The organism is Armatimonadota bacterium (genome assembly GCA_022563855.1).
Lineage (GTDB): Bacteria > Armatimonadota > Fimbriimonadia > Fimbriimonadales > Fimbriimonadaceae > JADFMN01.
The window spans coordinates 318062-339710 of record JADFMN010000002.1 but is presented as its reverse complement, the minus strand read 5'-3'; the positions used below and the strand labels follow the sequence as shown (position 1 = coordinate 339710).

Annotated in this window: 22 protein-coding genes and 1 other RNA gene; 8 read left to right on the top strand and 15 right to left on the bottom strand. The window is 59.2% G+C overall.

What is annotated here, in order from left to right; translation table 11 throughout:
• Positions 1-13: 13 nt before the first annotated feature.
• Complete coding sequence (locus IH944_04005; protein MCH7903713.1) at positions 14-472, top strand: DUF4870 domain-containing protein; 459 nt, start codon at positions 14-16, stop codon at positions 470-472.
• Here IH944_04005 and IH944_04000 read toward each other — a convergent pair.
• From IH944_04000 to trpD, 14 genes are all read right to left on the bottom strand, one after another.
• Positions 414-1670, bottom strand: coding sequence for a hypothetical protein (locus IH944_04000; GenBank protein ID MCH7903712.1), 1257 nt, complete (start codon positions 1668-1670; stop codon positions 414-416). The two genes, IH944_04005 and IH944_04000, sit on opposite strands and share 59 nt — an antisense overlap.
• A 1-nt stretch (position 1671) precedes the next feature.
• A complete protein-coding gene (locus tag IH944_03995; GenBank protein ID MCH7903711.1) occupies positions 1672-2859 on the bottom strand; it encodes a hypothetical protein in 1188 nt (395 codons plus the stop codon).
• Position 2860: 1 nt separating this feature from the next.
• Positions 2861-4066: a hypothetical protein gene (locus IH944_03990; protein ID MCH7903710.1), complete on the bottom strand. Its 1206-nt coding sequence runs from the start codon at positions 4064-4066 to the stop codon at positions 2861-2863.
• Positions 4067-4087: 21 nt separating this feature from the next.
• Positions 4088-5335, bottom strand: a complete 1248-nt coding sequence (purD, locus tag IH944_03985; protein MCH7903709.1) for a phosphoribosylamine--glycine ligase — start codon at positions 5333-5335, stop codon at positions 4088-4090.
• Complete coding sequence (gene recR / locus IH944_03980) at positions 5335-5928, bottom strand: recombination protein RecR (GenBank protein ID MCH7903708.1); 594 nt, start codon at positions 5926-5928, stop codon at positions 5335-5337. The genes purD and recR overlap by 1 nt, the downstream gene beginning before the upstream one ends.
• Before the next feature lie 6 nt (positions 5929-5934).
• A complete protein-coding gene (locus IH944_03975; protein MCH7903707.1) occupies positions 5935-6267 on the bottom strand; it encodes a YbaB/EbfC family nucleoid-associated protein in 333 nt (110 codons plus the stop codon).
• Positions 6268-6291: 24 nt separating this feature from the next.
• A complete protein-coding gene (dnaX, locus tag IH944_03970; protein MCH7903706.1) occupies positions 6292-7914 on the bottom strand; it encodes a DNA polymerase III subunit gamma/tau in 1623 nt (540 codons plus the stop codon).
• A 17-nt stretch (positions 7915-7931) separates the two neighbouring features.
• Positions 7932-8030, bottom strand: an RNA gene (gene ffs / locus IH944_03965) — signal recognition particle sRNA small type.
• 57 nt (positions 8031-8087) lie between these two features.
• Positions 8088-9575 carry a hypothetical protein gene (locus tag IH944_03960; GenBank protein MCH7903705.1) on the bottom strand — a complete coding sequence of 496 codons (1488 nt, stop codon included), beginning with the start codon at positions 9573-9575 and terminating at the stop codon, positions 8088-8090.
• A 3-nt stretch (positions 9576-9578) separates the two neighbouring features.
• A complete protein-coding gene (locus tag IH944_03955; protein ID MCH7903704.1) occupies positions 9579-10370 on the bottom strand; it encodes an ABC transporter permease in 792 nt (263 codons plus the stop codon).
• Positions 10367-11335, bottom strand: coding sequence for an ABC transporter ATP-binding protein (locus tag IH944_03950; GenBank protein ID MCH7903703.1), 969 nt, complete (start codon positions 11333-11335; stop codon positions 10367-10369). The genes IH944_03955 and IH944_03950 overlap by 4 nt, the downstream gene beginning before the upstream one ends.
• A gap of 172 nt (positions 11336-11507) precedes the next feature.
• Positions 11508-12086 carry a phosphoribosylanthranilate isomerase gene (locus IH944_03945; GenBank protein ID MCH7903702.1) on the bottom strand — a complete coding sequence of 193 codons (579 nt, stop codon included), beginning with the start codon at positions 12084-12086 and terminating at the stop codon, positions 11508-11510.
• 20 nt (positions 12087-12106) lie between these two features.
• Positions 12107-12889 (bottom strand): indole-3-glycerol phosphate synthase TrpC, encoded by a 783-nt coding sequence (gene trpC, locus IH944_03940; protein MCH7903701.1) that lies wholly within the window; start codon positions 12887-12889, stop codon positions 12107-12109.
• A complete protein-coding gene (gene trpD / locus IH944_03935) occupies positions 12886-13887 on the bottom strand; it encodes an anthranilate phosphoribosyltransferase (GenBank protein MCH7903700.1) in 1002 nt (333 codons plus the stop codon). Before trpD ends, trpC begins: the two co-directional genes overlap by 4 nt.
• 55 nt (positions 13888-13942) lie before the next feature.
• Here trpD and ndhC point away from each other — a divergent pair, with 55 nt between their 5' ends.
• From ndhC to IH944_03905, 6 genes are all read left to right on the top strand, one after another.
• Positions 13943-14368 carry an NADH-quinone oxidoreductase subunit A gene (ndhC, locus tag IH944_03930; protein MCH7903699.1) on the top strand — a complete coding sequence of 142 codons (426 nt, stop codon included), beginning with the start codon at positions 13943-13945 and terminating at the stop codon, positions 14366-14368.
• Positions 14369-14370: 2 nt separating this feature from the next.
• A complete protein-coding gene (locus IH944_03925; protein MCH7903698.1) occupies positions 14371-14973 on the top strand; it encodes an NADH-quinone oxidoreductase subunit C in 603 nt (200 codons plus the stop codon).
• 241 nt (positions 14974-15214) lie between these two features.
• Positions 15215-16108: a prepilin-type N-terminal cleavage/methylation domain-containing protein gene (locus IH944_03920; protein ID MCH7903697.1), complete on the top strand. Its 894-nt coding sequence runs from the start codon at positions 15215-15217 to the stop codon at positions 16106-16108.
• A gap of 16 nt (positions 16109-16124) precedes the next feature.
• Positions 16125-16319: a hypothetical protein gene (locus IH944_03915; protein ID MCH7903696.1), complete on the top strand. Its 195-nt coding sequence runs from the start codon at positions 16125-16127 to the stop codon at positions 16317-16319.
• Between the two features lie 152 nt (positions 16320-16471).
• Complete coding sequence (nuoD, locus tag IH944_03910; protein MCH7903695.1) at positions 16472-17689, top strand: NADH dehydrogenase (quinone) subunit D; 1218 nt, start codon at positions 16472-16474, stop codon at positions 17687-17689.
• 460 nt (positions 17690-18149) lie between these two features.
• On the top strand, positions 18150-18677 hold the full coding sequence (locus IH944_03905; GenBank protein ID MCH7903694.1) for an NAD(P)H-dependent oxidoreductase subunit E: 528 nt from the start codon (positions 18150-18152) through the stop codon (positions 18675-18677).
• Here the strand turns inward: IH944_03905 and dgt are convergent.
• Positions 18674-19948 (bottom strand): dNTP triphosphohydrolase, encoded by a 1275-nt coding sequence (gene dgt / locus IH944_03900; GenBank protein MCH7903693.1) that lies wholly within the window; start codon positions 19946-19948, stop codon positions 18674-18676. The genes IH944_03905 and dgt overlap by 4 nt on opposite strands.
• A gap of 330 nt (positions 19949-20278) precedes the next feature.
• Here dgt and nuoF point away from each other — a divergent pair, with 330 nt between their 5' ends.
• The gene (gene nuoF / locus IH944_03895; protein MCH7903692.1) at positions 20279-21607 is read left to right on the top strand and encodes an NADH-quinone oxidoreductase subunit NuoF; all 1329 of its coding nucleotides are present in this window, start codon (positions 20279-20281) and stop codon (positions 21605-21607) included.
• Positions 21608-21649: the final 42 nt, after the last annotated feature.

Sequence of the window (21649 nt, the reverse complement as noted above, 5' to 3'; positions counted from 1 at the left end):
GCGCTTGCGACCGATGGAGACGGTGAGCCCCCCGCCCGAAACAGGATTGACGCTGCCCAGGCCGAACGCGCGCGAGCGCCTCGGCGGAGCGGCGGTTCACGTCGGTGCGATCTTCGCCCCGATCCTCTTCCCAATCGGCGCTTATCTCTTTACGCGCAAGAAGGCCGTCTACGTCGCGGCGCACGCGCGGCAGTCCCTGGTCGAGACGCTCTGGCTGAACGTTTTCATCGGACTGGCGATCGCTATTTCTCTGACCTTCACGATCGTGCACGTTGTAGGCGTCTACCAAGAGGGGCTGGAAAACGTCGACTGGATCAAGGAGCTGCTCTCCGCAGGGATCAAGATGCTGATCAGCTACCTGTTGCTCCTGCTGCTCGGCTTCATCAACACGATCGTCTCGATCGGGCAGGCGATCAAGGCGTACCAAGGCGAGTGGCCGAAGTCGTGGAAGAAGAAGCACGGCTTAACATAGCGAGGTTCGGCGGCATCAGTTCGTTACTTGAAGAAGTGGAGCGCCAGTTCAGGTCGATCCTTCCTGTTCCCGGCGTGCCTTCGCTGTAAAGATCGTATTCGTCGTCAACCAACTCGTACTTGAACGGCTCTCCCGTCAGCGGGTCGATGATCGAAATCGGAACGTCCAGGTCGGCGAGTGAATCAGGGAGTTGCCCGTAAGTCCGCTTCCCGTGCGTCCACTTGTACTGAATGATCCCAGCGTGCAAAACCAGCAGCCTAAACTGTGCCCTGCGGACTAGCTCATACTTTTCTATGCGCATATTCATTGGCAGGATTGACTCGAAAACAAGTTGCGCGACCGGATCTGCCAGTTTTGCAACGGTACCGATTTGCTCCGCTATGCTCTCCCACTCAGACTCCGGCTGATCCATCATGGCCATTCGTGCATCGTAGGTCTGTGTTAATGCAAAAACGGTCTCATCCTTGATGAGCGCCCATCTAACTGCCGACATCTCCTGAAGCTGCTTTTTAAGTTCCGGCGCTATGCCGGTTAACTCCCGATTTGTGAGCAAGCCATCCATGCTAGCAATGATTCCCTCATACTCGGTGCGCAAGGCGGCGAGAAGGGGGCTCGGTCTTTCTAGTGCCCACTGCCCGAACAACTGAAGGTCTGCCGCACCTGGCAGAGCGATTCTGCCGCGGTGCTTGGACAACGAGCCCAGGGCGTTGTTCTTCCCGGCCGTGCCGATGAGATAGTGGATTACCGGGCCGGCACCTGCGACACCCTCTGAAAACGCCATGAGATCGACCGTCGTTTCGATCGCTTCGTTCGGTTGACCTTGCGAGAACTGCCACTCTGCGCGCGCGGCCAGCACGCGGCTGACAATACGGAACTGTCCGAGTTCTGGAAGTAACGTCTCGAAGTTCATCGCGTTCGGATAGTACGAGGACTTCCGGTTTCCGGTGGTGATCAACCTTGCGATATCGTGAGACTTGTCGAACACGATCTTGATGCGCGCTAGACGAGTTGATTCACCGTCGTCGATGTCGATCGCATCAACGGCCTCTCGTAAATCGCCGACGATCACTCGATCAGCCGCCATCACGTACTCTTCGTAACCGTTCCGCCCGGTCGGGTTCTGCACGATCCTGGAGTAGAGCGACTGGCTGGCTTGTTGCGGCACGACCGCCGCGAAAAGAATGATGAGCGCGGTCATGTTATTTTTTCTCCTTTGCCGACGGGTCGTCGGGATCGCTTGGGCCGATCGGCGGCATACCGGCGAGGTGGATGGGCCCATATGGGCCGAATCCCCGGCTATATAAATCGTACTTTTCTCCGAGAAGCTCGTATTCGAAGCGACCTCCCGCCACCGGGTCGAGGATCGCATCATCCTGGCCGAGCTGATCCAGGCTCGTTGGCAGTCGCCCGTGCGTCCAGTAGTACTTCGCGATGTGCGCGTGGAGACGCAGCAATCGCGCAACCGTTCGGTTTCTCAGCGTCACTCTAATGAACGCCTTTGGGAGCGCAAAACTGAACTCGTTGTAGTCTGCTGCCTCGTCCTCGATCTTCGTCAAGCGCGACGCCTCTTGCCACCACGCATCTTCTGGCAAGTCCACGACGTCCGTCGCGTCAAGAGCTCTTTGGCTTGCTAGCTCCAAGGCGAGCTTGACGTTCTCGTAGACGCGAATTCGGTCGTCCACCTCCTCGCTGCTCGGAGGTCTGCCAAGCTCGTCGGTCAGCTCCTTGATCAATTCGGAACGCTTGGCGTACAGCGATGAAATCAAACTGAGAGTACGGGCTCTGTCATTAGCATCGCTGCGAATAATGAGCGCCTTCAACGCATCGTTCGACGACTCAGGAAGGGGGACGTTAGCGAGAATATGCTCTGCTGCTGGCAGCGTAAGCTGCTGAAGATTTCTGTCCATCGGCCCAACAGCTATAGCCTGAATCGCCACACCGACCAGATTGTGGATGATGTCTGCTGAGAACCCGACCTTACCTGCCATGATGTACACGGCGACCAGCACTTCGAACGCCTTGTTCGGCTTGCCGTCAGCCATCAAGACCTCGGAGTAATTGACAAGCGCCTTGGCAGTCGCCTTAATCTGCGATAAACCCACGATTCCAAGACCTAAGTCGCTCGGATCGACATACGATACTGCATACGGTCGTGCGTTGCCGGACTGCACGGCTTCATAAACGCGAACGATGCGCGGAGTCAGTCTTCGGCGCGCACTCAGGTCGAAACTCTCGTAACCCGGTGCGATGGCATCGTAAATGCTAGCCAGCGGCTCCTGCGACAGCAGGTCCGCCGCGCGGCGGTACTCGACCATCGCGTTCAGATCGTCAGGCACGTCGCGCTGCTGCGACAGGCCAAGAACCATAAATACGATCAACGCGCTCACGCTAGTTCTCCTCCCTGACCGACGGGTCGTCCGGACTGATTGGAAAGCCGGAATTAGGGCCTCTCACGAGCGCGATCGGGCCGGAACTGCCAGTCCCTAGGCTGTACAAGTCGTACTTCTCGCCGCGTATCTCATACTTGAAGAACTCGCCTGTCAAGGGATCGGTCGCGTCAGCGTTTTGATCGAGCTGGCCAAGATCGACTGGCAGCCGCCCGTTGAGCCAGTAGTAACGCGTGATGTGCGCGTGCAGCCTTAGCAACCGCGTTATAGCCCGGTTTCGCACCAGTATTTGATAGAATTGGGATGTGAGGTTAATCTCATTGTCGTCAATGCTGTTTTCGTCGTTTGCAGAATCGGCTATCCACGATGACGCTTGCCACCATTCGCTTTCCGGCATGTCGATGACCGCCGCCAGCTCCTGAATCCGAGGATTCGGCCGCTGCAAAGCGCTCTTCATCTCTTCAAACTCACGCAACGCGGTATCGACTTCTTGACTTGTCGGGGGCCTGCCGAACTCGTCTGTCAAGTCCGTGATGAAGTCGGCCCGAGACGTGTACATAGTCGAAAGAAGCGCCAACGATTTCGCTCGGCCGTACTGAGATTCGCGGATGATGACGCTCTTCATGTCGTCGTTGTGTGATTCCGGAGGTGTGACGTTGGCCAAAATGTACTCAGCTGCCGGAAGCGACATCCTCTGTAGATTGCTGTTTATCCCCCAGCGTGATATGCTATGCATCGCATTGCCGACATAGTAAGGGAGCAAGGTCGCTGAAACCCCGATTCTGTCGGCCATGACGTCCACGTCCATCAGCACTTCAAACGCCTTGTTCGTATTGCCGTCCGCCATCAGCACCTGCGCATAACTTACAAGCGCCATGGCGACCTCCTTATAATTGGAGTAATCTGAAAAACCGCTCAAGTCTACGTTGGGGTCAAGCCTTGTCAAAGCATACGGTCGCTTGTTTCCAACCCGCACCGCACCGTGGACGCGCGCGATCCTTGGCAAAAGCATCCGGCGCGATTCCAAGTCGTAGATCTCATAGCTCCGTTGGATGCTCCGTTGGATGCTCCACAACGGTTCCTGCCTGAGAATCGCGGCCGCCTGCTGATACGCGACGATCGCGTTCAGGCCGTCGGGCACGTCGCGCTGCTGCGACAGGCCAGCCTGTGGCAAGACCAGAAGCGCGAACGCGACGCTGGCGATCATGCCTTCAGTGTATCAGAAACTTTACGCGCCGATATCGGTGCGGTACTGCCTTCCGGCGAACTGAATGTCCTCGACCGCGCGGTACGCCGTCGCCCGTGCAGATTCAATGTCCCCGCCGGTCGCCGAGACGCCTAGCACTCGTCCTCCGCTGGTGACCACGTCGTGCATCAGCAACGAGGTACCGGCATGGAACACGACGACTTCGCCGGGCAGTTCGCTCGGCACGAGCAGCTTCTTCCCCTTCGGATACTTGCCCGGATACCCCTCGCTCGCCATGACGACGGTGATCGCCGCTTCGGGCAGCACTTCGACCTCGGGCACCGGCTCACCGGCGGCCACCGCGCGCAGAGCCTCCGCGAACCCGCTGCCGAGCCGCCGCAGTATCGTCTGTGTCTCCGGGTCGCCGAACCGGACGTTGTACTCCAAGCAGAACGGTTTGCCGTCCGACACCATCAGGCCGCTGTACAGCACTCCGCGAAAGTCGATTCCGCGCTTCTTCATCGCGGCAAGCATCGGCGCGACGACGCGCTCCTCCGTCTCGTGCAGCAGACCGTTAGAAAGCCATTCCACCGGCGAGTAAGCACCCATGCCGCCGGTGTTCGGGCCGCGATCGCCGTTGAACGCCCGCTTGTAATCTTGAGCGACGGGCAAGGACCAAGAGCTGTCGCCGGATACCAGGGTCAGCAGGCTGAACTCCTTTCCGTACAGGCACTCCTCGACGACGACGGTTTCGCCGGCTGCGCCGAAAACCCGATCGACCATCGTCGCTTGCAGCGCGGCGCGCGCTTCCTCAAGCGTGTGGCAGATCGCGACGCCTTTACCGAGCGCAGCACCGCTGGCTTTGACCGCAACGCTCTTGCCCCGGTCGAACATCTTTGCTGCAAATGCGATGGCGTCATCCACGTCGGTGAAGTCGCCGTACTCGGCAGTCGGCACTCCTGCCTCGATCATCATGCGCTTGCTGAACGCCTTGGAGCCCTCGAGCACAGCCCCATCCCTGCCCGGCCCGAACGCGGCGATCCCCGCTGACCGCAGCTCGTCGGCCAGCCCGGCGATCAGCGGCCCCTCCGGGCCGATCACGACCAGGTCGACCTCGCTGCGCTTGGCAAGCTCGACAACCGCCGCGCTGTCTTCCGGCGCGACTTTCTCCACGTCGCAGGTCTCGGCGATTCCGGCGTTGCCTGGCGCGCAAAGCACCTCCGCCTCTTGGCCGAGCTTCCAGCAAAGCGCGTGTTCGCGACCGCCCGATCCGATCACCAGCACACGCATCACATCTCCCTCCGGTACTCCAAAGCGCTCAGCAGCGTCGCGCTATCGGTGTAGTCCAGCTCGCCGCCGACCGGCATGCCGTGCGCGAGCTTTGTCACCAGAATCCCGATCGGCTTGATGAGCTTCGCAAGGTACAGCGCCGTCGTGTCGCCCTCGACCGTGGGGTTGGTCGCCAAGATGACCTCTTTCACGTCGCCCTCCAACCGTTGCAGCAGCTCTCGGATTTTGAGCTGTTCTGGGCCTACGTCGTCCATTGGGCTGAGCACTCCGTGCAGCACGTGGTACACGCCGCGATACTCGTTCGTCCTCTCGATCGCCGAGATGTCCCTGGGCTCTGAGACGACGCAGATCGTCGACCGGTCGCGGCTCGGATCGCCGCACATCTCGCACTGCTCGGACTCGCTCACGTTCTGGCACGTCGCGCACAGCCGCAACTCCGATCTTGCGACGGTCAACGCTTCGGCGAATCTGCGCACGTCGTCCTCTGGCTGTCTCAGAACGTGGAACGCCAGCCTCTGCGCCGACTTCGGACCGATGCCCGGCAGCTTTTCAAATTCGGCGATCAGTTCTGCTAGCGGGCGGGCGAACAGCATGACGAATTAGAAAGGCATCATCCCTTCGGGAACGTCCGGCATGATCGCCTTCATCTTTTCGTTCCGAAGGTCAGCCGCCTTGGTGCTCCCATCGCGCACGAGGCCGACTATCAGGTCTTCGAGCGCTTCGACGTCTTCGGGGTCCAGCACCTCTTTGTCAATGCTGATCGAGAGCAGTTCGCCAGTACCGTCGAAGCTCGCTTTCACGGGCCCCTTGTCGATTTCAATGCGCTCTTCCTTCAACTCGACCTCTAGGTTTTTGGCGCGCGCCATCGCCTGCTGCGCCTGCGCCATCATCTGCTGCAAACTGTTTCCGCCAAAGTTCTTAGGTAGTTTCATCGATCCCTCCAGTCGTCACCGAATTCAGTCCTGCTGCTCGTCAGGCTTCTTTGCTTGGCCCAAAACCTCATGTCCCATCTCTCGCAATCGTTCGCCGGTCACCGGCAATTCTACCGTCGCCTGCTCAACCTCGGTCGAACGACCGGACGGCTTTGCCCGGGACACAAATTTCAGTTCGTATTTTGCGGCTGGGGTCTCGCGCCAGAACTCCAGCACCTTCTTCTGCGCGTCCAACTTCCTGTCGAAAAAGTCAGCATCAACCTTGCGATCAAATCCGACGGTAGCGACGTTGCCGTTCACCTTGATGATCTTGCTCTTCGAGAGCCTGTTGCCCGCCGACCGGTACTGGCCCATCAGCCCTTCGACCGTTGTCGCCCAAGCGGACGCAACAAGCACCATTTCATCAGACTGGCCGTTCGCGGACTCGACCGGCGGCGCGGGAGGCACCTTCGGCTGATCGCTCGTCGCCTTTTTTGGCTCGGGTTCTGACGGTTTCGCTTTCTCTGCGGGCCCTTCGACCGGCTGCTGCTTCGCCGGAGCCGCAGGCTCTTGGCCTTGCGAGCTAATACGGATCAACTCCGACTCGAGCCAAAGTCTGGGGAGGGTGACATCGCGCGCGAATCGGTGCGCCTGGGACAGCTCCGACCTGTACTTCAGGATGGCCGCTTCGCCCAGATCTGCCGACGTCGAGGCGAGGCTCGCTTCGGCGCTCGAGTCGATCGACGCCCCAACCTCCACGCCGTACAAAGCTCTTGTGAGATCGGCCAGTCGCATGAGAAGCGACTCCAGAATCGATCTTGGGTCGCGGCCAAGGCGATAGATTTGTTCAAGTTCTACTATGATTTCCTTGACATTTCGCGCCTTCATAGCCGCAAGCAACTTGTCCGTCGATTCGTCCGCGATCAGGCCGAGCTGGTCGTATACCTGCTGCAGCGTCACCTTTTCGTCGCTCGTCAGGATCGCCTGCTCGAGGAGCGTCAACGCGTCGCGAAATCCGCCGTCAGACATGCGAGCGATCGCGACGAGCGCCGACGGCTCGTACTCGATACCTTCGGCTTTGGCGACGTACTCCAGTCGGCCGGCAACTTCGGGAATGGTCCCGCGGTGAAACTCGAACCGCTGGCACCGAGAGCGCACGGTAGTCGGAACCTTGTTGAACTCCGTGGTCGCCAAAATGAACACGACGTGGGCGGGCGGCTCCTCGATCGTCTTGAGCAGCGCGTCGAACGCCTTGGGGGAGAGGTCGTGAACCTCGTCGATGATGAACACCCTGTAGCGGCACGACGACGGCATGTACTCGCTCGCCTCGACGACGCTTGTTCGCACCATCTCGACTTTCGACTCGCTCGCTGCGTCCATTTCGATGACGTCGAGGCAATTGCCGTTTGTGATCGACACACACGCCTCGCACTCGTTGCACGGCTCGGCAGCAGGACCGTTTTCGCAGTTCAATGCCTTGGCGAGGAGCCTTGCCGTGGAGGTCTTGCCCGTACCGCGAGGGCCCGTGAAGAGGTACGCGTGCGATATCTTGTTCTGCCTGATGGCGCTCTGCAGGGTCTTGACAACGTGTTCCTGCCCAATGAGGTCGGCGAACGTTTGGCTTCTGTATTTTCGGTAGAGGGCAAGATTAGACACGATGCTGTTCACGTTCGCCAAAAAAGGACAGGCGCCGGGAATGGTGCGTCGCCCAGAGTAACGACTTACCGTTGCTACCTTCCGGTCCTGGCGGAGTTCGCCGCACTGCTGTCGCGCAGTTCCCGGCGAGACGCCTTATCTTAGCATCCCGCCGGTCTCGGTCGCCTGTCCTTTTTTTACCGCGCCTACTCCGGAGTATCCGGCTCGTCGGAGTCGTCTTCTGACCTTGAGGCGCTCGGCGCGCGCAAGCCTGGGACTTGAATGATATCCGCGCTTCTATTCAACATCCCTTCCTCCCTGAAGTTCGGCGTCTGCACAACCGGCGTCTTGCGTCCCAGCGACCACTCGCCGATGCGATAGATCTGTTCGCGCGTCAGCCGCATCTGACAGAATATGACGCGCTGGTCTTCTCGTACTTGCGTGTTCAAGTAGAGTTGGTCGGTCATCCCTTCGCCGGTGAATCCGAACCTGTCCTGGATATGGTCCGGCGCGCTGCGCGGGTTATAGTAGAACTCCAGCACGTACTCGTCGCGCGTCAGCGGATACATCGTGACGTCTCGACGCATGTCGATCCGCTTGGTGAACCTCTGGTTCTTGACGTAGAGCGAATCCTGAAGGAATGTACGATCCCTGGACGGCTCGAACTCCACTTTTTCACCCTGGTTCCAAACCATTCCGCCCGGGGTCGCATGGGGGTAGTCGGCATCGCGCAGAATAAACCGAATTCGTGTTCCGACGGGAAGCACGTTCCACGTACCGCGAACCTGCAACACCTTGTGATCCGTGACGGTCACCTGGGCGCTGAAGCCGACGTCGAACGGCGGATCGGTGTCGTATCCGCCACCTTCATAGTATCCGCCTTCCCTTGCGAACCAACCTCGCTGCGCCATGCGGACCAAGAGGTTGTCGAAATTGTTCTCGTTCGTATCGCGAGCAACTCTGTGATCGCTATAGATGTCGCCCTTCATCTTCGCCTCTTCATCCAGAACGCGCCTCCTCAAGTAATACAGCGCATCCTTTATGCGCCCTGCGCGCAAATAAGCCTTGCCGAGAAGGTTGCTTCGCGCTGGCGGAATGCCGTTTACTTCGGCGTGGAAATGCGCCTCCGCCGGGCTCATACCGCTGTCCAAATACTGTTTCTCGAGTTTGTCTCTATCGTAAGTGCTCGCCTTTTCGATCAACAGCACGGCCTCGTCGTAGCCGTCATTGATCTTGTGATACCAGAGCCAACCGGTCTCGAAGAACAGTTCGTAGCTGTATTCGTTGTTCCGCGATCCCTCTTGCCCCAGGGCAAGCGCGACCGATACGTACCGGCGGTCTGAACGCTGAGCTTCGTCTGTGAAGTTGTAGGCGATGTGCCACATCCCGGTCGAGTAAACGTCGATCTGCTTCGGGTCCAACAACGTCACGATGCGGATCATCGGAAGAACCGCGTCGTATTTGCCGGTCTCGAAGTATCCGTCGGCGCGCACCCATAGAATTCCGGCGATCATCTCGCGGAAACCTGCTGCGGCCATGATCAACTGGTCGGGCGCGAGCTGACTGTAGTCGCCCTCGCTCTGAACCGCGTAGTTCTCCTTCCAGTACGGATACACGACCGCCTGCTGTAGAATCGCTTGCGCTGCGAGCAGAAGCGCGATCATCGGAAGCAATATCTTCACTTTGCTTTTCATGGCTCAGACCTCTCTGCGATCAAAGATCAAAATTCCGACGAAGAGAAGGACTAGAATGTACGTCACTCCATACGCGGTCAGGTTCACGAAGTGAGCGAGTTCACCGCGTATCACCTGGCTCGCGTTGATCGAGGAGTTCTGCACATTGAAGTTCTGGAAGTTCGGAACGACCGACGACAGCACCGTCGCCACCACCTTCATAGCCGGGTGCATAGTCGAACTGTCAGAAATGATCTCCAGAAGCGAATTGAACAGCGAGCCGAGCAGGTAAACGCCGCCAGAGAGGAAGAAGTTGACCATCGGCGCCACAAACGTCGAGAACGTCACGGCAACAGCCGAGAGCAGGCACATTTGGACGAAGAACATCAGAGGCGCTTTCGCAAGCAGCGATAACTGCTGGATATCGCTGACCCCCTGCATGATCGCGTACACGATGATCAGCGTGAACGTCATGAGCGCCATCATCAGTCCAAGCGCTCCGATCGCGCCGAGGTACTTGCCGATCACGAACTGCCAGCGCTGAACCGGTTTCGCCAGGATCGTGTAAATCGTTCGACGCTCGATCTCGTTCGGGATCATGTAGACGGTCAGAACCAGCGCGAGCACTGCGCTCGTCAGCTGGATGACGCCGAGGGTCAAACTGATCAAGACAGTCTGCTCCTGTCGCGCCGTCAGCATGTTCAGCCCCGGAGCAATGACCAAGAACAGGACGCCGATCAGGAGAATGACCAACAAGATTTTTCGCCGAATCGCCTCGCCGACCGTCGTTCTTGCGATAGCAAAGATGACCTTCAAGCCTTCACCTCGTCCCTCTCGTCTTCATCTGCTTCTTTCTCTTTCACCGCATCGGCGCTTCTTCCGAATGCGCCGCCCTTGACAAAAGACGCACCCACGGATTCTAGGAACAGATCTTCCAGCCGTCTGCGCCGCGGTATGACGCTTATGATTTTGCCGCCGGCAGAGCGCATCAGTTCGATCGCTGCGTCGGCGTCCTCGGAATCCGGCATGTCCACGATCACGCGGTTGCCGCTTACCGAAACGATCGTATCGGGAAAGTTCATCGCCTTCGCCTTCTCCTGCGCGAGCCCGCTTGCCGTGATCTCGATCCTACCGCCAGCCAGAAGCTCGTCCAACTCGCCCTGTTTGATCACGACCCCGTGGTTGATTATGGCGACGCGGTCGCAGATTCTCTCGATGTCGCTCAGTTCGTGGCTAGAGATGAACACCGTCTTGCCATCTTCCCTGAACTGCAGGATCAGGTTGCGGATGTCGATGTGCGCGATCGGATCAAGCCCGGCAGTCGGCTCGTCCAAGAACAGCAACTCGGGGTCGTTGATGAGACTTTGAGCCAAACCGATCCGTTGTTGCATGCCCCTGGAGTACTGAGCGATCGGTCGGTTCATATCATCTGCCAAATTGACCCTTTCTAAGAGCGACTTGCAAAGGTCGATGTCCTTGATGCCAAATAGCGAGGCGTAAAACGAGATGATCTCCAAGCCCGTCATGTGCTCGTAGTAGTAAGGCTTTTCCGGCAGATAGCTGAGGCGCCTGTGCGCTTCGACATCGCCGGCCACCTTGTCGAGCACGTACGCCTCACCCGAGGTCGCCCTGATGATGCCGAGAAGAATCTTGATCGTCGTCGTCTTGCCAGCGCCGTTCGGTCCTAAGAAGCCGAATATCTCGCCAGTCCTCACTTCGAGGTTCAAATTGTCGACGACATCGCGGGTTTTCCCACCGCCGACGTTATACGTTTTGGTCAAATTCTTCGTTTCTATTGCCAGGCTCAATCGGTTTCTGCCTCCGGTATAATTGCGGGTGCGAGTATACCTACAGGCAACTTGCGCGACCTGGGAGGTAACCCGCCGTATGTTTCCAACGAGTGCAGCGCAATAATCGTGCCTCGGTTCAGATACATCGCGACAATTCCCCTTGCTATTCCGAGTCGTCGGCCTCGCGAACTGCGGCCACAAATGCAGCGATCAGGTCTGCGCTCTTGATCCCAGGCTCCTCTTCCACTCCGCTGCTGACGTCGACGGCAAAGGGCCGAAGAGCGCGGACGACCGCGCCGACGTTGTCCGGCGTGAGACCGCCGGCAACGATGACCGGAAGGCTCGTCTCGTGAATGAGCCGCCTCGCAGCCTCGACGTCGATCTGCTTGCCCGTCCCGCCGTATTCGTCGGGCGAGAACGAATCGATCAGCAGCGCGTCGACAGAGGCGAGATCCGGCAAGTCTTGACCCGATCCCATTCGATAAGTCAGAACCGAGCGGCATCCCTCAGGCAGCACGTGTTGGTCTACGTCTATCGCCTGGACCGCGTCGAAGAACGGCGCGTGCTCCGCCGGCGCATACCGGCCGTAGACGCCGACCGCAAAAACGAACGGCGGGACGGTATCGGCCATCTCGCCCAGCTCTATCGCCGTGATCCTCCTGGGGCTGGTCAGCTCCATCACGAACCCGAGAGCATCCGCGCCGCACTCAATGGCGACCTCCGCGTCTGATCGACGACGCAAGCCGCAGATTTTGATCCGTGTCACCAGCCCATCACTTCCCGCACCTTCTGTGCAATGTCTGGCGCGGTGCAAAAGCTGGTGCCGATGAGGACTGCTCTCGCGCCGGCTTCCTGCGCCAGCCGGACGTCGTCGTTGTTGTTCAGCGCGCTTTCGCTGACGACCGTCGCTCGACCGGCGATCTGTGGAATCACGTCTCTCGCAATCTCGATGTTCACTTCGAACGTCTCCAAATCTCGGTTGTTGAGCCCGACCAGCTTGGCTCCGATCTCCACAGCGACGAGCGCTTCGTCCAACGAGTGAGCCTCTACCAGCGCATCCATTCCCAGCTCCCCTGCCAACAGGAGCAGTTCCTGGAGGTGCGCGCGCTCCAATGCGCTGACAATCAGCAGGACGGCGTCTGCGCCGAGGGCTCGGGCCTCGTAGACATCGTACTCGTGGATCGTGAAGTCCTTTCGCAGAGTCGGCAGGCCGGTCGCAGACCTGCAAAGCCGAACGTAGCTCGGATGGCCTTGGAAGTGCTCTACGTCGGTCAGAACGCTCAAGCAGTCCGCACCGCACAGCTTGTAAGTTTGAGCGATCTCCACAGCATCGAACGATTCCCGCAAGACGCCTTGTACCGGGCTGGCCTTCTTGACCTCGGCGATGAGGGAAACGTCGTGCTCGCTCGACAATAGTGCGTCCAAGAAACCGAGGGTCGGCGGCGCGTCGGCGGCCTGCGATCGGACCTCATCGAGCGACATGCTTGCCATGCGATCTGGAAGCCGATCTCGCTTGGATTGCAAGATGCGGTCGAGGACGTTCATGAGACAAGCCCGTCCAATGTTGCCGCTGCCGCGCCGGTTTCGATTGCCCTGCTGGCGAGCGACGCCCCCTCTTGCAGAGTGTTTGCAACGCCGGCCAGGTATAGCGCCGCGCCGGCGTTCGGCAAGGCCGCACGCGCCCGCATCGACCTGTGTTCGGTCAGCGCCTCGCGGACGGCTGCCGCAGCGTCGGCAAGCGTCTCACCCGGCGCAAGCGCTTCGAAAGGAATCGGGTCCAGTCCGAACGACTCCGGCGTCAGCTCCGTTTCGCTGACCGCTCCGTTTTCCAGCAGGCAGCCATACGTCACTCCGCACGGCGAAATCTCGTCCATCCCCTCTTCGCTGCACACGACCATCGCTTTTTTCAGCCCGAGAATCTTCAGCGCATCCGCCATCGGCGCGATGAGCGATCTGTCGTAAACGCCAACAAGCTGGCACGACGCATTGGCGGGGTTGGCCAGCGGGCCGAGCTGGTTGAACACTGTGCGTACGCCCAGGGCCTTGCGAACCGGCCCGACGAATCGCATCGCCGGATGGTGGTTGGGCGCAAACAGGAACACGATGCCCGTAGAAGCGAACTTTGCCTGCAACCGCCCCATATCGCCGGTCAGCTCGACGCCAAGCTCCTCCAGCACGTCCGCGCTGCCGCACTTGCTGGTCACCGCTCGGTTGCCGTGCTTGGCAACTTTCGCGCCTGCGGCGGCAGCGATGATCGCCGCCGTTGTCGAGAGGTTGAACGTGGGCGGCCCGCCGCCAGTGCCGCACGTATCGACGAGGTTAGGAGCGTCGTTTTCAAATACCTTTGCGTTCTGCTTCATTACCCGTGCGAACCCGGCCAGCTCCTCCGCGTCCACCCCCTTGATCCGTAGCGCGACCAGAACCCCAGCTATCTGGGACTCGTGCAATTCGCCAGCCATGATCTGGCGCATCAGATCTGCGGCTTGCTCTTGGGTCAAAGACGTGCCACCCACCAGGAGTTCCAGCGTCGCCGTGACGTCCATGCGGCTAGTTTACTTGGACACATCCGTCGCCTGAACAGCGAGGTAACATCCCGCCATGTTCGGGGCGTTCATGCCGATCCTCCTGCTGCTTGTGGCCGCCGCCGTTATCTGCGCGGCGATGGTGACCCTGAGCTGGGTTCTCGGCCCGAAGAAGCTCACTCCCTATAAGAGCTCGCCGTACGAATGCGGGGTCGAGCCGATCGGAACGGGGCAGGAGCGGATTCCGATCAAGTTCTATCTGGTAGCCATCATCTTTGTGCTCTTCGACATCGAGGTCGTGTTTCTGTGGAGCCTGATGACGGTGTTTAAGGACGCTCCGCTTGAATTCAAGGTCTTTACGGGCGTAGTGACCGCCATCTACATGGCGCTGTGGATCATCGGCGACGTGTATATCATCCGAGTGGGCGCCATCGACTGGGACGAAGAAACGACGATAGCCCTGGAGAAGGTGGCTGAACTGCCATCTGGGAGCGGATCGTAACGATGACGGGCCCTGCCGTCGGATCAGAGCGACTCGAGGCGATCAAGATTCGAGAGGCGTTCGGCGGCGCGCTCACAAAGGTCTGCGACAAGCTCGACGAGACGTACCTTTGCATCCGGCGCGAGAAGATCGCCGACGTCATCCAGTTCTTGAAGGACGATGCCGACTTGGCGTACGACTACTTCGTCGAGTGTCTCGGAGTCGATTATTTGACTTGGAAAGGCGAGCGCGACGTTGACGGGCGATTCGAGGTCGTCTACAACCTGTACTCGACGAAGAACCTGTCCAGGATCTACCTCAAAGTCGGCGTTGACGACGGCCAGTCTGTGCCGACCGCCAAGCACGTGTTCTTGGGAGCAGAGTATCCGGAAAGGGAGATTTGGGATTTGTTCGGCGTCGTTTTCGAAGGGAATCAGCACTCTGGGCGATTCCTGCTGCCCGACAACTGGAAGGGCCATCCTCTGAGGAAGGACGAGCCGCTGGGTGGCGAGGACGTGGTGTTTGCCCAAGGCACCGAAGGGCCTGCGGTCGAGGACGAATCGACTCCGCACGCCGGAGAAAGCTTCGAGGGCGAGACTGGAAGCGAGAAGATCGGCGGCCGATAAGCACCTATATCTCGGGCGAGAACGCCCTCCGCTGGCCGGTTCTCCCAGCAAAATCGCCGGGGCAGCCACAAAATCTAACACTTTTTCCAGTTAAAACTTGATTCGGTACGCATCTTGTCGTACAATGGCCGTACGGCTTCGAGCTAGTCTCGCTCGGCGTATCTGAGCGTGTACCCGTTTAGAAGCTGTGGTTCAGGCGACAAACGTCGCTTGGAGCAATTATTTGGAGAAAATTGATAATATGCGAAAGAAAGCGTTTACGCTAATTGAGCTGCTCGTCGTCATCGCTATCATTGCGATTCTCGCTGCGATTCTCTTCCCTGTGTTTGCACAGGCCAAGGAGTCCGCGAAGAATACGGCGTTGCTAAGCAACGTGAAGCAAATTGGCACGGCACATATGCTCTATGCGGCTGACTACGACGATCTTTGGTCGCCGACGATGGCATCTCACCCGATTTTGCCCATCGACCTCGGCTGGCAAGACCTCGTACAGCCCTACATGAGGAATTACGACATCGTAACTCACCCGAAGCGAGATCCCATCATTGAGGGAACTATCTACACGACGTGGCTTCGCCTGCAGGACATGGCTCTCGTTCCGCGAGCCTTCACCTCTGGCGCTTCCATTCCAGCAACTAATGGTTACTGGTTGGGCGTCCACCTCGGACAAGACGTTCGCTACACTGGCATCGCTGGCTTCGTGAACTTGGACAACTCGCGGCCTGACTGGCTGAAGAGAATCCACCATCCTTCGCTGTCCACTAGTGGCATCGAAGACGTATCTGGCACGGCCATGGTCTTTGAAGGCAACAACTGGGACGTCTGGTGGGCTGTCATGGGCACCTTTGGCGACCTCTCCGGCGGCCCGATGCGCTGGTGCGTGAAGTGGGTTCCGGTAGGCTGGAACCGCAACGGCAACGACTACGGCTGGGCTGGCCCTAACACGCTGACCCGACCGGTCGACAGGCGCGACGGCACGTGGTGCGCAGTCGCACGCGGTCGAACAACGTTCGTCGCCACCGACACATCCGCCAGATCGACTGACGTTCGCGGCTACTTTTACGAGGGCCACGAAGCGAACCAATCTGGTCGCTCTTGGAAGGTTCTGCCGGGTCTGAACCCGCACGGCTGGTAGGTCTGACTTGACGAAAATGATCCGAAAGCTACTTGTATGTTCGATGATTCTGGGCAGTTGCCTGCTGTTTGCTGGCTGTGGCTCAGACGATGCCTCTACCGATGATTCTGATGCCGATGTGCCGCAGATGGGTGACGTTGACGACGCTGCCCGACCGGGCACTGGCGTTGCGGAAGAGAGCGCTGCCGAACTGATGGAAGCAGACGAGTAATCGTTCTCGTCATAACCTACAATGACGAAGTCCCCGGTATAAAAACCGGGGACTTCATTTTGTTCGACCGTCGCAATCGCCCGTCCCCCACCTGGTCTAGTGAGACCCAACCTCTCGGGTAACCTTGCCTTGGCCTTAAGCCAAGCTGCCAAATGGAACACAAGACCTTCTTGCCGTCTACCGAAACCGTGTACGAAAGGATCGGCGAGAACACGATGGTCGTCAACCTTGGGCCCCAGCACCCGTCGACCCACGGCGTCCTCCGCATCATCTGCGAGTTGGACGGCGAGACGATCCTCAATGCTAAGTGTGTGATCGGGTATCTGCACTCCGGCATGGAGAAGGAGGGCGAGTTTCAGCAGTACCACAAATGCGTGGTCATGACCGATCGCATGGACTACCTCAATGCGAACGGCAACAACCTCGCGCACGCGCTCACGGTCGAGAAACTGCTGGGATGTGAAATCCCGAAGCGCGCCCAGTACCTTCGCGTCATTCTCACCGAGTTGAGCCGAGTGGCCAGTCACTGCGTCTGGCTCGGCACCCACGCGCTCGACCTCGGCGCCATGACCCCGTTCTTCTACATCATGCAGCAGCGCGAGATGATCCTCGACCTGTTCGAGATGTTCTCTGGGGCTCGCATGATGCCGAGTTGGATCGTTCCCGGCGGCCTGCGAGGCGACATGCCTGACGGATTCGAGAAACGTCTGAGGAAGTTCCTCAAGAAGTTCCCCAGCGAGCTTGGGCAGGTCGAGACTCTTCTGGTCGAGAATCCGATCTGGAAGCTGCGGACCCAGGGCGTCGGCGTGCTGACCGGTGAAGAAGCCCTGGCGCTGGGCTGCTCCGGCCCGATCGCCCGGGCCAGCGGCGTCCCGCTCGACATGCGCAAGTCGAACCCGTACTGCAGCTACGAAGATTTCGACTTCATGATCCCGATCGGCACGAAGGGCGACTGCTACGACAGGTTCCTGGTGCGGATCGCCGAGATGAAAGAGAGCTGCAAGATCATCCGACAGGCGATCGACGGGCTGCCCGAAGGCGGTTTCTGGACCGAAGACCGGAAAATCGCTCCTCCGCCGACGGGGGAAATCGACACCTCGATGGAGGCGGTCATCCACTTCTTCAAGCTGTACACCGAGGGGTTCCACGTGCCCGCCGGCGAGGCGTACGTCGGCATCGAGGGCTCAAAGGGAGAGCTGGGGTTCTACATCGTCAGCGATGGCGGCAACCGGCCGTACCGCTGGCACGAGCGCCCGTCCTCGTTCATGAACCTCAAGTCGCTCGAGGTCATGGCCAAGGGGCGGCTCATCGCCGATCTCATCACGATCATCGGCTCCATCGACATCGTGCTGGGCGAGATCGACCGGTAATTTTGGAGTTTCGGACTCATAACTCGGGACTTCACTGATGGAGGGTCGTCCTCCTGGGTGACCATTGCTGTCGTGCGCCTCGTTCATCGGACTAAGAGTCCGAAGGACGGGATGCGGACTAAGAGTCCGCGCTCCGATAAGCACAAACAGACCCTCCGGGCCTGACCGTGGCACACCGTTGATCTGCCCCGTCCCTCCCCAGGCCTGCTGGCCGCCGTCTGCCAAAGACTGTCGTGGCCGGGGGAGGTTAGGTTGGGGCTTGGACCTGTTTCGACTGAGAGTCCAAAGGCCAAGGCCTGACCGTGGCACGCTCCGCCGCAGGCGGTAACCGTCCCCACAGCCTACGAGCCCCCGGAGTAAACTGCTGCTCGTGAGCGACCTCACCCAACTCACCGTCACCTCCGACCGGCCGAAGGCGCCAAAGCTAGAAGACCTCAAGCTGCTGTTCAGCAAAAAGGCGATCGCCCAGCTAGACGCGATTCTGACCCACTACCCGGACAAGAAGTCGTGCATCCTCCCCGCGCTGTGGATCGCGCAGCGCGAGTACGGCGGATGGCTGCCGCCCGAAGCGATGTTGGAGGTCTCCGCCCGGCTGAAGAGGACGTTCGCCGAGGTTGAGGGCGTGGCCACGTTCTACACGATGTTCAACGTCGACCACCCGGTCGGCAGACACATGATCGAGGTCTGCACGTGCCTCACCTGCCACATGTGCGGCGCGTACAAGCTGGCATCGCACCTGAAGAAGAAGCTCGGGATAGACTTCGGCGAGACGACCGAGGACGGTGTTTTCACCCTGCACGAGGTCGAGTGCCTCGACGCCTGCGACCGCGCGCCGCTCCTGCAGGTCGGCGACCAGTACTACGGTCCGATGGACGACGCAAAGGTGGACGCGCTGCTCGACAAGCTCCGAGCGACGAAGGAATCGACGGTCGTGCAACTGGCCGACGAGGTCGTCAGAGTCCATCTGATGCCTGGTGAGAAGGGTTAGATCGTGATGACATCCATGATCGAGCCTTCCTGAAGACCCACTAATCTGCGGTACAGCGCGAGAGCTTGGCGCTCTGTTAAATTCGAAAGGAAGTCAGCGAGAACTCGACCAGGAGGGCTGCCGGACTCTAGTAGTTCTCGATGCGAAAGCGGCAGGATGATCTGTCGTTCTCTCTTCATATCGACCCAAGTCGCAGCGAGAATCTTCTTCAAGCACTGCCTTTGACCAACTTGCTGAGCGGCCAAGGCTTGATCCTCGATTACAAAGTGCCAGACGAGTTTCTTCAGAAGAGCCACCTTGAGACGTGCTCGTTCATCGATAGCCAAGAAATCCCCGTTGTTTTCGGAAGGATCCACTAACTTTGTGGACTTCAGGATGAACATTGAAATCAGGTAGGAAGACAACTGACGCATCCGAGCCCTATGCGACGCACCACCATTAAACTCTGTACTTGGCACTAGGTGGAGGTCGTCCCTCAGTTCGACTGCCGCATTCCGCAAAGCGTCTGGATCCTCATGTTTCAGTCTCTCGAAGATCGGGGCCCACTCCATTGGGTCGCGGGCAAGTCTTGCAAGGGGTATCTTGCCAGCTCGATAGAAGTCGTATACGTCGTGAATGGAGTACGCAATGTCGTCTGCCCAGTCCATTATTTCAGCCTCCACTGACCGGTTGGCAACGCCCAGGACACATTCCATTGCGTCCTCATACACCTCCTTCTCTGTCTCGTAAGCTCCATACTTGCCTATCGAGAGTGCGTTCTCCGAGCCCCCAAGCCAGGGGTACTTCACGATCGCGGCCAACGAAGCTCGAGTTAGATCAAGTCCCCCGAAATCGTCCTCACGCCTCGTTAGCCGTACAACAACTCGGAAGGACTGGGCATTGCCTTCGAATCCGTCTGTTCCCCCAGTTCGTGCGTTGACAAAACCCTCGATTGCGGATCCGCCGACGTGACCAAATGGCGGGTGTCCAAGATCGTGCGCGAGTGCCGCAGTCTCAGCGACGTCTGCATTCGGTAGGAGCTCTTTGCTAACCTCACTTGACTTGGCCAGGTGTTCCGCCATCCGGCGCGAGATCTGAGCGACTTCTAGCGTATGACTTAGACGATTGTGAAAGTGGTCTCCATCGGCAGCCGAAGCAACCTGGCTTACTCCCGATAGGCGCCGAAAGTAACCGCTGTGTAGCACCCGATCTCGATCTCTCTCAAACTGAGATCGATTGTCTTCCGGGGGGTTGCCAGTAAAGTATCTGTGCTCCCTTGGATTTTCCGCCATTGAACGAACCTCAGGCTCTCACTGATCCTATTGGAGTAGGACCAGACTGCCGTTATCGTCTCGAACTATACTGCCTTTTCGCAAGAGGTCAAGTATCGCATGAGCAATCAGATCCTCATGAAATCGATCTGACAGAGCCTGTAGCAGACCCTCCACCGTCCTCGGACCATCATCGCTGCCCAGGTTGCTCAAGACCTGTTCAAGAACTTTCTTTTTCTCCTCAAGTGCAGTTGCCAATGCCATAAGTTATGGACGCCTCCTTCCTACTGTTCGATGCTCGCCGACCGAAAGTAGGGCTCTCATCATACCGTGGGTACACTTCTCGTGCCAATGGCTGAACTGAAGCTTCTGCTCGAACACGCGCACGATCCCGCTTACGCGACCCTCGCCGGCTACAAAGCCACAGGCGGCTACAACGCCCTCGCCAAGGCCGTCGAGATAGACAGGCAAGCCGTGATCGACGAGATCAAGGCGAGCGGACTGCGAGGACGCGGAGGCGCAGGGTTCCCGGCGTGGATCAAGTGGAACGGCCTGCCAAAGGACACCGACAAGCCCCACTACGTGCTCAGCAACGCCGACGAGGGCGAGCCCGGAACCTTCAAGGACAAGGAGCTGATGGAGCGGTGCCCGTTCCAGATGATCGAGGGCATGACGATCGCGGGGTACTGCACCCTGAGCACCGTCGGATACATCTACATTCGAGCGGAGTTCATGGACGCCGCAAAGATTCTGCGCACGGCGATCGACGAGGCGTACGAGGCCGGGCTGCTGGGCAAGGACGTCTTGGGCAAAGGGTTCGACTTCGACCTGCACATCCACATGGGCGCCGGCAGCTACGAGTGCGGCGAGGAGAGCGCCATGATGAACTCACTGATGGGCGAAAGAGGCATGCCGCGGCTGAAGTTCCCGCACGGCCCGCTGCCGACCGTGGGCGGCTTGTGGAACCTGCCGACGCTCATCAACAACGTCGAGACGTTCTGCTGCGCACCGTTCATCGTCGATCGAGGCGGCGAGTGGTTCGCGAAGATGGGCGCCAGCACGCAGCGCTCGACCGGCACGAAGGTGTTCTCGGTCAGCGGCCACGTCAAGAAGCCCGGCAACTACGAGATCGAGTTTGGCACCCCACTGATCGAGCTGCTCAGCCTCGCAGGCGGCATGACGGGAGGCGAGCTGAAGGCGTGCGTGCCGGGAGGATCGTCCGTCCCGATGATCAACAAGGAAGACACGGAAAAAGCGATCCTCGGTTACGAGGAGATGGAAGAGGTCGGCTCGATGGTCGGCAGCGGCGGCTGCATCTTCCTGAACGACCAAACCTGCATCGTCAGCTTCATCTGGCGCACGGCGCGGTTCTACGCTGAGGAGTCGTGCGGCCTGTGCACCCCGTGCCGCGAGGGCACACGCTGGATGGAGCACCTGCTAGAGCGAATCATGAGAGGCGACGGGCGCAAAGGCGATAAGGAGCAGCTGCTGGAGATCTGCAGCCAGATCGACGGCCGCTCGTTCTGCGGCCTCGGCGACGCGGCGGCGTGGCCGGTCGTCGCAGCGATCAAGGTGTTCCCCGAGGAGTTCGACTACTTCATCGAGCACGGGCACAGCATGGTCGACTCGCCGATGATGCGCGAGGTCAACCCGGAGTGGGTCGTACGGGCGAGAGCTTGATGCTGTAGCATTCGATACAACCGTCTAGCGTACTTTCGAAGA